Genomic DNA, 8,700 nt, shown 5'->3' with positions numbered 1-8,700 from the left:
TAGGAGGGTATTATGAACATGGAAACCAGCATACTGAAAACGGTAAAATTGTGTTCAACACTGGAGGGAATGCTTTTCTGGCAGATTTAGGTGTGGCCGTTAAAGGAAGCAAGATGACTTATTGGATTAAATACCTGCCTGTGGTTCATCAAGTCTACAACGTGGATAATTTAAGCAGTATTACCGGTGGAAACCGTTTGAACCTAGGGATACGTTTTCGTTTTTAATACAAGGAATTTGACATTTTTAGTTGAATTCTAATGGGCTGGTAATGGCTTTACATAACAAATATTTATATTTGCTTTCCTAGAGAATGAAGGTATTATCTTACATATTGAAGAGTAGTGGTCTACGGTTATTAATCGTATTGGTCGCTACTCTTTTTTGTATACAACCTTCTCTAGCACTTCCACAAAATTATACTTTGGATAACACCTTAAGTATTCATCAATCTTCGGAGGATGAATCTAACATGGAATTGATGACCACTGAAGAAGAGGAAGAAAATGAGGAGCAATCTAAATCATTAGCAATCAACACTATTGGTAGTTCTAATTTTGAGGTTGTTTATTCAGATGTAAGTGCATCAAATATTTCGTGCTTTCAACAGCTAGGTGAATCTAATCACCTGTTCATTGAATTTGGGTGTCTGAAAATACCTTAGTGAAGTTTAACTTCTCTACCTTATAAACCACCCTTTTCATTCAATTTTAATTAGTGCGTTGAAAAAACACATCTTACATACGATTATCGTGGTCTTTTCCATCGTTTTACTCTTTCCTTTTATAGGTTTGAGGATAATGTATGGGGTGCAAAAGTCGGCGGTGCGACATGAGGTGAGGACTATGATTAAACATGGGGCTGCAGAAGACGAACTGGTTCATTTTAAGTTTGCTTTAAAAGACACTGCCCATGTCATGGAATGGAAACATGCGCGTGAATTTAAATACCTCGAAACAATGTACGATATTGTACATCGCGCATATGACGGGGATAGTGTTGTATACAAATGTTGGAAGGATACTAAAGAAACAATTTTAAGTAAGCGATATACCGCTTGGTTTCAGGCAGCTTTAAATCAGAGTACACCTTTACAAAAGTCTAAAACGCATGTCCTATGCACAGCCGATAAGTGGAATAACTTTAATGCTATAGTAGTTCATACGGAGTATTACCCTCATTCAAGGGAATGGATAAATAGTTTTGTTTCCAATTATACTTCTCGTTTTAAAGAAGTGCAAGGACCACCCCCTCAATTCCTTTAATTTCTTATCAAGTGAGTCCCTTAACAGATGGGACGATTAATCAATTTAAAGAAATTAACTCCCTTGGAAACAAGGGATAAAAGGATAATAATGAATAAATTTTTAACCGTATTTATTCTAATGGCGTCGTTGTATGCTGTTGGACAAGATTCTTTGCGTGGAATCATTATAGACAACTACACGCAAACACCGATTAAGGAAGCCATTGTTAATAATGGAAATCAAACAGTAATTACTCAAGAGGATGGTCGTTTTGCTTTGTCTTGTACTGGAAATATGACCATTAAGGTGAGTCAGGAAAACTATGAAACATGGCAAGCGAAAGACCTTTCTTGTAATTCAGAGCTCGTAGTAAGAATGAATGCTACAGCATTAAACCTCAGTACTTTTGAGGTAAGAGGAGAGAAGATGGTCAATCAAAGCGATGCATCTACTGCTCAATCGGTAAACGTACTCTCAGAAAAAGACTTGAACCGTACAACGGGCTTGTTTTTGGAGGAAGCAGTTAACTTACAAACGGGTGTACGTATGGAAAAGCGCACCATGAGTGGAGGACAGCGATTTACCATTCGTGGATATGGAAACAATACCAATTTCAACGGAATGGGTTACAAAGCTTACTTCAATGGTATTCCTTTAACCGATGCAAATGGAACAACCATTTTAGATGATATAGACTTTTCCACTTTAGGTAAAGTTGAAATTATTAAAGGACCAGCTTCTAGTTTATACGGAACAGGTATTGGAGGCGTTGTGAACATGTATACAGCAAAACCAAAGCAATTCGGAACCTCTATAGAAGAAAATATAATTGCTGGAAGTTATGGTTTGTTGCGATCTACTACTTCGCTAAAAAGTAATACAGAAACTTCTACTATTGCCTTAAATTATGGTGTCCAAAACTATGATGGATACAGAGTTCACTCTGCTTCACAAAAGAGGTATCTATCCTTTATGGGTGATTTTAACGTAAATAAAAAACAAAGCTTCTCAACCTATTTCGCTTACAATAATTCTTACGAGGAATTGGCCGGTCAACTCGATAGTGCTAAGTTTTTTAATCGAGAGAATGTTGGGGAGGAAAAGTATTTGAAGAATAATGGTCGTGTAGAAATAGAAAGCTATCGTGCAGGATTAACGCATAATTATGCGTTCAACAAATACATCTCTAATCAAACAACGGCTTTTTTGTCTAGTAGTACTTTAACCCAGGCTTATGCGGTTGGTTTATCGGATAACATTTCACAAAATGTAGGTGGTCGTTCGGTATTTACTTTATTCTTCCCACTTGGAAAGAAATATGAACTCACTGGAAATATTGGTGCTGAAATTCAACAATCCAAGGGGAATTACAAGTCTTTTGGCTTAATGAATTCAGTTTTGGGAGACCTAAGAGCTAATAATGATATTACAGCTTTCCAAGGTAATTATTTCATGGAGTGGAACTTGGAAATGCCTTACCGTTTTCGATTAAGTGCTGGTGCAAGTGCCAACCAGATCAATTATACTGTACTTGATAGAATGGCAACCTCAGGGAATACAAACCATTTAGATGGGTCTGGTACGCATCAGTTTAACACGGTAATTACTCCCCGCATTGCTTTAGAAAAAGAGTTGGGTAAACATCAAATGGTATTTATCAATGTTGCGCAAGGTTATTCACCGCCAACTACTTCTGATTTTGTAATCGCCTACACGGGTGAAATCAACAAAAACTTGAAACCCGAAATGGCTACTCAAATAGAATTGGGAACTCGTGGAAGTGTACTCCAAAACAAATTGTCTTGGCAAGTAGCAATCTTTGATATGAATATCAAAGACAAAATTACTGCTAAAGCCGTTGTAGACGATTCGGGTGTTGTTTTATATTCTTACGGAGTTAATGCCGGTAATCAAAGGAATTTAGGAGCTGAAATGGCTTTGTCTTATGTTATCGTTAAGGATGAAAAGAAAACACTTTCCTTGTTACGTCCGTTTGCAAACTTTACCTACAATGCCTTTACTTACAGTGATTTTAAGAGCGATGCTAACGACAACACGCAAACCAGAGACTACACTGGAAATACAGTAATTGGTGTTCCTCCTATGGTTTTTAATGCAGGTATTGATGCTGAAACAAATTTTGGAGTTTACGCGAATGTTAACTTCCAATATGTGGATGATATGTACGTTACTTTTGATAATGCACACAGTGCTCCAGCTTACACGTTATTAAATGCGAAAGTTGGTTATCATAAAGAGTTTGGAAAGCATTTGAAGGTGGATGCTTTTGTAGGTGGAAATAACCTTACAAATTCATTGTATTACAACATGGTGTTTGTGAATTGGGAAAAAGGTCCTAAACCTTCTATCTATGCTCCAGGTGCTTATGAAGCATTATTCTATGGAGGATTGAAATTGAACTATACATTTTAACCATTATTTAAATCGGGAGCGAAAGCTCCCGGTTCTTTCGCATATGAAAAATTTATTTAAAATTTTGGGTACAGGTGCCCTTTTATTGGCCTGTAGTTCACCCAATAATGAGCAAGAGGTAGCAAAAATTGAACAGGGTCCTGAACCCCGAATCATTAGTGCTTCCAAACAGTATACTGAGTTTATATATGCCTTGGGAGCAACCGATAATTTGGTAGGTGTGGATTTGAGTAGTACTTATCCTAAAGCCGCGCAATCTTTACCGAATATCGGTTATCACATGCACCTTGGTCTGGAGGGGATTATGTCTTTAAAACCAAGTTTACTCCTTCATAAAGGTGGTCACTTTAGTATAGGCCCCAAACAAGTGGTAGATCAATTAGAAAACTTGAATTTACCCATGCATTCCTTTGAAAATAAAGCAAAGGATATTACGAGTACGAAGAAGTTGTTAAGAGAAATGGGGACCTATTTTGGTAAACAAGTAGAGGCTGATTCCTTGTGCCAAAAATTAGATCAGGATCTATTAATGGTGAAAGATAAACTTGGAGTTCAATCGGATACCGTTAAGGTTGTCGTAATTCATTTTGGTCAGGCCATGAACATATACCTTGCCGTTGGAGCAGAAAGCGTTGCCGGAAAAATGGTGGAAATGGCCGGCGGAAAGATTTGTATCGAAAAGAAAGGTATGGAGCGTATTACGTCCCCAGAACTTATAGCTGAAGCTAATCCAGATGTGATTTTATTAACGGATTTTGGATACGATAGATTGGGGAGTAAGGAAAAAGTTATGGAACTCCCGGGGATAGCAGAGACCAATGCTGCAAAGTCTGGTAAAATATACAGAATAGAGGGCTATGACATCATTTACTTTGGTCCGAGAACAGGAGAAAATGTTTTAAAACTTCACGAAATACTCCATAGAAATGACTAAGGCTGTTTGGACTGTTGTTGTAGGTTTTCTAATTCTAGGAGGGGTAATGATTATGGCGGTAAAACTTGGAGCAGTTGCTGTAAGTTTAGAGGATATTTTACAAGCGCTTTCAAAAATGGGTAGTAATGAAACATTGACCACCCATGAGGCTATTTTCATGAATATCCGATTACCACGTGTATTACTAACGGCCTTAGTAGGAGCGATATTAGCGTTGGGAGGTGTATTATTACAAGCACTTTTTTTAAACCCAATCGTTGAACCAGGGTTGGTGGGAACATCAAGTGGAGCGGCATTTGGAGCTGCATTATACTTTACTTTAGGTGTAAACCTACCTTTGGGAGAGTTTGGATTACCCTTGCTCGCATTTTTGGGAGGAGTATTGTCTACCACGTTGGTTTTTGTGTTATCTCAAAATAAAAAAGGGAAGCTTGCTGTAGTGGCATTATTGTTATCAGGTTTGGCAATCAATGCTCTTTTCTTAAGTGGAGTAGGCTTTCTCTCATATTTGGCCAGAGACCCGCAGGCAAGATCTATCACTTTTTGGAATTTAGGAACAACTTCCGGGGCAAACTGGGATAATTTGAAAATAATGACTTTGGCATTCCTTTTTTGTTTGATAGTAGCATTGCGCTATGCCAAATCCTTGAATGCACTTATTTTAGGAGAAGATGAAGCTGTATACCTTGGTGTTAATGTAAAGCGGTTAAAATTCATCATTCTTTTTTTAAATGTTTTAATGATAGCTGTGGCTACTGCGTTTACAGGTGTGATTAGTTTCGTAGGCTTGGTAGTACCCCATTTAGTGCGCATGTTTCTGGGGTCAGAAAATAAACGTTTAATGGTTGTAAGTACATTGGTGGGAGCTGTTCTACTTTGTTTATCGGATTTACTATCACGTACCTTGTTTGCGCCAGCAGAGTTACCCATTGGTATACTTACTACTCTTATAGGTGTTCCCGTTTTTATTTACCTCTTACGCAAGAATAACTATCAATTTTAGATGAAAATAGAAGGAGTTGAATTTAAGATTAAGCAAAGGGTTATCGCACAAGTAAACGATGCCTATTTAGAAGAAGGAAAGATTCATTTTATCGTTGGAAAGAACGGTGCTGGAAAAACTTCTCTTCTTAAAATTTTAAGTGGATTAGAGAAAAATTACACCGGTGACATACATTTTCTGGGAAGAAATCTGTCTGATTGGAGTACAGAGGATCTTGCTCAACGAAGAGCAGTATTGTCACAATCTAATTTTAATGCATTTCCCATAAAAGTTGAGGAATTGGTGATGATGGGACGTTATCCTTACTTCAAACAGAATGCCTCGCAGCGCGACAAGGAGATTGTAGCCGAGGCAATTAACTTATTCAATTTAGACGAATTTGTAGGTCGGGATTTTTTAAGTTTGAGCGGAGGAGAAAGACAACGCGTGCTTTTTGCGAAGTGCATAGCCCAAGTTTGGGGAAAAGAACAACATAGAAAATATTTGTTTTTAGATGAGCCTTTGACGTATTTAGATGTAGAGTATCAAGTTCAGTTTTTAAGGTTGTTACACGAGTTGATTGATCGTTTTAACTTAACTGTTGTTGGAGTGATTCACGATATCAATTTAGCTGTGAATTACGGTGAAAACTTCTTGTTAATGCACAAGGGAAAATGTGTAGAGCAAGGTTCAGCTTCTGAAGTTTTAAATCTTGAAAATATGAGAAAATACTTTAGAGTTTCGCCTGAGGTTATAGCAAGTAGATCGAGTAACTTCTTTGTCTTTTAACTTATTTATCCAGGGAATAATATTGGAGCACTTCATTCATAACTCTGTCTGAAGTTTTGGAGTTAAAATGTGTGTCGAGGAAAAGTTTATCAATTAATGGCTGAGCATCTGCGGCTATTTTTTGGTAATCTTTTTCTCCATACAATGTATTGAAGGGTACTTTGAGAATACGATGTAGCTTTTTTGCGCTTGTTATAAATTGTAGGGTGTATTCTTTCTGCTTGGCTTCGTCTTTAGAAGATAAATCCAAGATGATTTCCTCTAGAATTACATTGATTAATTCACGGGTACTTTTGATTTCATCCTTCTTCTTCACGGTTATAAAAATGCCAAAATTACAACTGTAGGAGAGTAAGAGATGTTTAATTAGACCAAAGGATTATTTTTTTAGATGAATAACCTACTTCTTAATGTGTGGTGATAATAAGTCCTCAAGGGCAGCGCATACAGAGGTTTTTGTAAACGTTTTTAACGCCTTTTCTTGCGCTTTGGAACCCATTTCTATCGCAGCTTCATAATTCTTATAAAGCCCATTAAACTGTGTTGAGAAATCTTTAATGTTATTGACTTCGTAGAGCTTGCCATAGATCCCTTGACCTAAAATTTCTGGCGTGCCGGCAGATCTTGTTCCTATTATTGGCAATCCATAGCTCATTGCTTCAATGGTTACCATACCAAAAGTTTCTCCCTCCGAAGCCATTACAAATACATCAATTGCCTTGTAAAACGCTTCTGTATCTTTCATAAAAGGCCTAAAATGAATTTTATTGTTGAGCCCCAAGTTTTGGACTTCATCTTGTAAAAGTTGATAGTAATCCTCTCCTTCATTATGGGTAAGGTCACCCACTATGAGTAATTCAACATCTTTATGTTCTTTTTCTAACTCCGCCAATGCTTTGATTAAAAAATGTTGACCTTTCAAAGGATCCAAGCGTCCAAGAATTCCTAATATGAACTTGTCTTGAGGTATTTCGAGTTGTCTTCTAGCTTCTTCTTTATTGAGTTTTGTTCCTGCTACTTTATCGGTCGCTAATGGAATTTGATGGATCTTGTGGGCTGGGAAATTGGTGTTTTCTTTTACCTGTTCTGCTAGAAACTCTAACGGTGAAATCCAAAGGTCTATTTTAGAGAACCTACGTGTATGAAAAATGTCCTTTTTCTTCACGTCGATTTGCATGGCTTGTTGGTAGATGATTTTAAAGCCTTTGTTCAATTTGGATTTTACAAGCCCCATGATATTCATATCGCGTCTGTCTCTTATCCAAACGGCCTTCACCTTATCCTTTTTAAATTGCTTGCTTACCTTACTCGCATTGCTGTAATCAAAGTACTTTTTATTGTGGGCTACGTAGCGTACAGGAATTTGGTATTCCTTGTTTTTCTCATCGATGTAAGCATCTTTGACGCAGTACAATACCACATTAAAACCACGTTCGCGCATCCATTGAGCGTAGCGGATAAAGTTCATTTCTAAACCTCCCCAACTCACCGAACTACAGTAAAAAGCAAGTGTTTCCATAATTATAAATCAGTGCTAAAATACAGCTTTTTCTAGGCTTTAGGCGATGCGAGCACCGTTTTTCAATTTCAATCCTGGTTCTATTAAAGTAACGTCTTTGTCATCTCCTAAAGCTCCGAGCACTAAACATTCGCTCATGATGTTGGCAATTTGTTTAGGAGGAAAATTAACCACAGCCACAATTTGTTTTCCAACCAAGTCTTCGGGTTGGTATAAAGAAGTGATTTGGGCAGAGGTTTTTCGTTTTCCTATGGGACCGAAATCGATCACCATTTTATAGGCAGGGTTTCTAACCTCTTTAAAGATCTCTGCTGTTTCTATTGTCCCTACGCGCATTTCTACTTTAGAAAATTCTTCCCAAGTCAATGTATTGTCTGTCATTTTATTTTTTCGAACTTGAAGATTAAACTTTGCTAAATCTAACAGATATTAATTCTTATTTACTTTAAAAATCTATTGATATCTGTATTTTTTCCGTAAACCACTAAAATTTCATTTTTACCAATTCGTGTTTCCGATGAAGCTACACCCGTACTGCGTTTGTCTAGTTTAATTTCTGGAAATTCCTCTTTAAGATCTTTATGCAAAAAACAACAGTGCATAGAAGTTAATAAAGCCACCCAACAACCTCGATAAAGAGAATCTTTGACGTGTTGACGCAGTTTTTCGACACAAACTTCTTCTTGTAACGTAAAATCCATCGGTGTTCCTGCTGGTGTTAATTGATTTTCTTCCCATTCTTTTTCAAGATCGTCATGATGAGAAATCGCAGCGATCGTATTAATAATAAGTGAAG

11 protein-coding genes are annotated in these 8,700 nt (G+C 37.2%); 7 read left to right on the top strand and 4 right to left on the bottom strand.

The window, feature by feature from the left end:
• The 7 genes from R3333_RS09850 to R3333_RS09820 all read left to right on the top strand — a co-directional run.
• The coding region (locus tag R3333_RS09850; RefSeq protein ID WP_318958624.1) for a hypothetical protein at window positions 1–227 on the top strand (227 nt) is incomplete at its 5' end.
• An 86-nt stretch (window positions 228–313) separates the two neighbouring features.
• The gene (locus tag R3333_RS09845; protein WP_318958623.1) at window positions 314–664 is read left to right on the top strand and encodes a hypothetical protein; all 351 of its coding nucleotides are present in this window, start codon (window positions 314–316) and stop codon (window positions 662–664) included.
• Window positions 665–722: 58 nt separating this feature from the next.
• Window positions 723–1,265 (top strand): hypothetical protein, encoded by a 543-nt coding sequence (locus tag R3333_RS09840; protein ID WP_318958622.1) that lies wholly within the window; start codon window positions 723–725, stop codon window positions 1,263–1,265.
• Window positions 1,266–1,355: 90 nt separating this feature from the next.
• A complete protein-coding gene (locus R3333_RS09835; protein ID WP_318958621.1) occupies window positions 1,356–3,680 on the top strand; it encodes a TonB-dependent receptor in 2,325 nt (774 codons plus the stop codon).
• A 43-nt stretch (window positions 3,681–3,723) separates the two neighbouring features.
• Window positions 3,724–4,614 carry a heme/hemin ABC transporter substrate-binding protein gene (locus R3333_RS09830; RefSeq protein ID WP_318958620.1) on the top strand — a complete coding sequence of 297 codons (891 nt, stop codon included), beginning with the start codon at window positions 3,724–3,726 and terminating at the stop codon, window positions 4,612–4,614.
• Complete coding sequence (locus tag R3333_RS09825; protein ID WP_318958619.1) at window positions 4,607–5,617, top strand: iron ABC transporter permease; 1,011 nt, start codon at window positions 4,607–4,609, stop codon at window positions 5,615–5,617. The genes R3333_RS09830 and R3333_RS09825 overlap by 8 nt, the downstream gene beginning before the upstream one ends.
• Complete coding sequence (locus R3333_RS09820) at window positions 5,618–6,385, top strand: ABC transporter ATP-binding protein (protein ID WP_318958618.1); 768 nt, start codon at window positions 5,618–5,620, stop codon at window positions 6,383–6,385. It abuts the gene before it with no gap.
• A 1-nt stretch (window position 6,386) separates the two neighbouring features.
• Here R3333_RS09820 and R3333_RS09815 read toward each other — a convergent pair whose 3' ends face one another.
• The 4 genes from R3333_RS09815 to R3333_RS09800 form a co-directional block, all read right to left on the bottom strand.
• Window positions 6,387–6,701 (bottom strand): hypothetical protein, encoded by a 315-nt coding sequence (locus R3333_RS09815; protein ID WP_318958617.1) that lies wholly within the window; start codon window positions 6,699–6,701, stop codon window positions 6,387–6,389.
• An 84-nt stretch (window positions 6,702–6,785) separates the two neighbouring features.
• The gene (locus R3333_RS09810; RefSeq protein ID WP_318958616.1) at window positions 6,786–7,904 is read right to left on the bottom strand and encodes a glycosyltransferase family 4 protein; all 1,119 of its coding nucleotides are present in this window, start codon (window positions 7,902–7,904) and stop codon (window positions 6,786–6,788) included.
• Between the two features lie 39 nt (window positions 7,905–7,943).
• Entirely contained in the window at window positions 7,944–8,285 is a 342-nt protein-coding gene (locus tag R3333_RS09805; protein ID WP_318958615.1) for a tRNA-binding protein, read from the bottom strand.
• A 59-nt stretch (window positions 8,286–8,344) separates the two neighbouring features.
• Window positions 8,345–8,700, bottom strand: a 356-nt coding sequence (locus R3333_RS09800; RefSeq protein WP_318958614.1) for a DUF3891 family protein, incomplete at its 5' end; no start/stop codon positions are given.

It is taken from the genome of Lishizhenia sp., from assembly GCF_033720595.1.
Lineage (GTDB): Bacteria > Bacteroidota > Bacteroidia > Flavobacteriales_D > Crocinitomicaceae > Lishizhenia.
The sequence above is the reverse complement of the archived record's forward strand: the minus strand, read 5'-3'. Positions and strand labels throughout refer to the sequence as shown.

Bases quoted from the DNA above. Each gene is read 5' to 3' on its own strand.
- R3333_RS09830 (WP_318958620.1), top strand. From the start codon at position 3,724: ATGAAAAATTTATTTAAAATTTTGGGTACAGGTGCCCTTTTATTGGCC.
- R3333_RS09835 (WP_318958621.1), top strand. From the start codon at position 1,356: ATGAATAAATTTTTAACCGTATTTATTCTAATGGCGTCGTTGTATGCT.
- R3333_RS09805 (WP_318958615.1), bottom strand. From the start codon at position 8,285: ATGACAGACAATACATTGACTTGGGAAGAATTTTCTAAAGTAGAAATG.
- R3333_RS09810 (WP_318958616.1), bottom strand. From the start codon at position 7,904: ATGGAAACACTTGCTTTTTACTGTAGTTCGGTGAGTTGGGGAGGTTTA.
- R3333_RS09820 (WP_318958618.1), top strand. From the start codon at position 5,618: ATGAAAATAGAAGGAGTTGAATTTAAGATTAAGCAAAGGGTTATCGCA.
- R3333_RS09845 (WP_318958623.1), top strand. From the start codon at position 314: ATGAAGGTATTATCTTACATATTGAAGAGTAGTGGTCTACGGTTATTA.
- R3333_RS09825 (WP_318958619.1), top strand. From the start codon at position 4,607: ATGACTAAGGCTGTTTGGACTGTTGTTGTAGGTTTTCTAATTCTAGGA.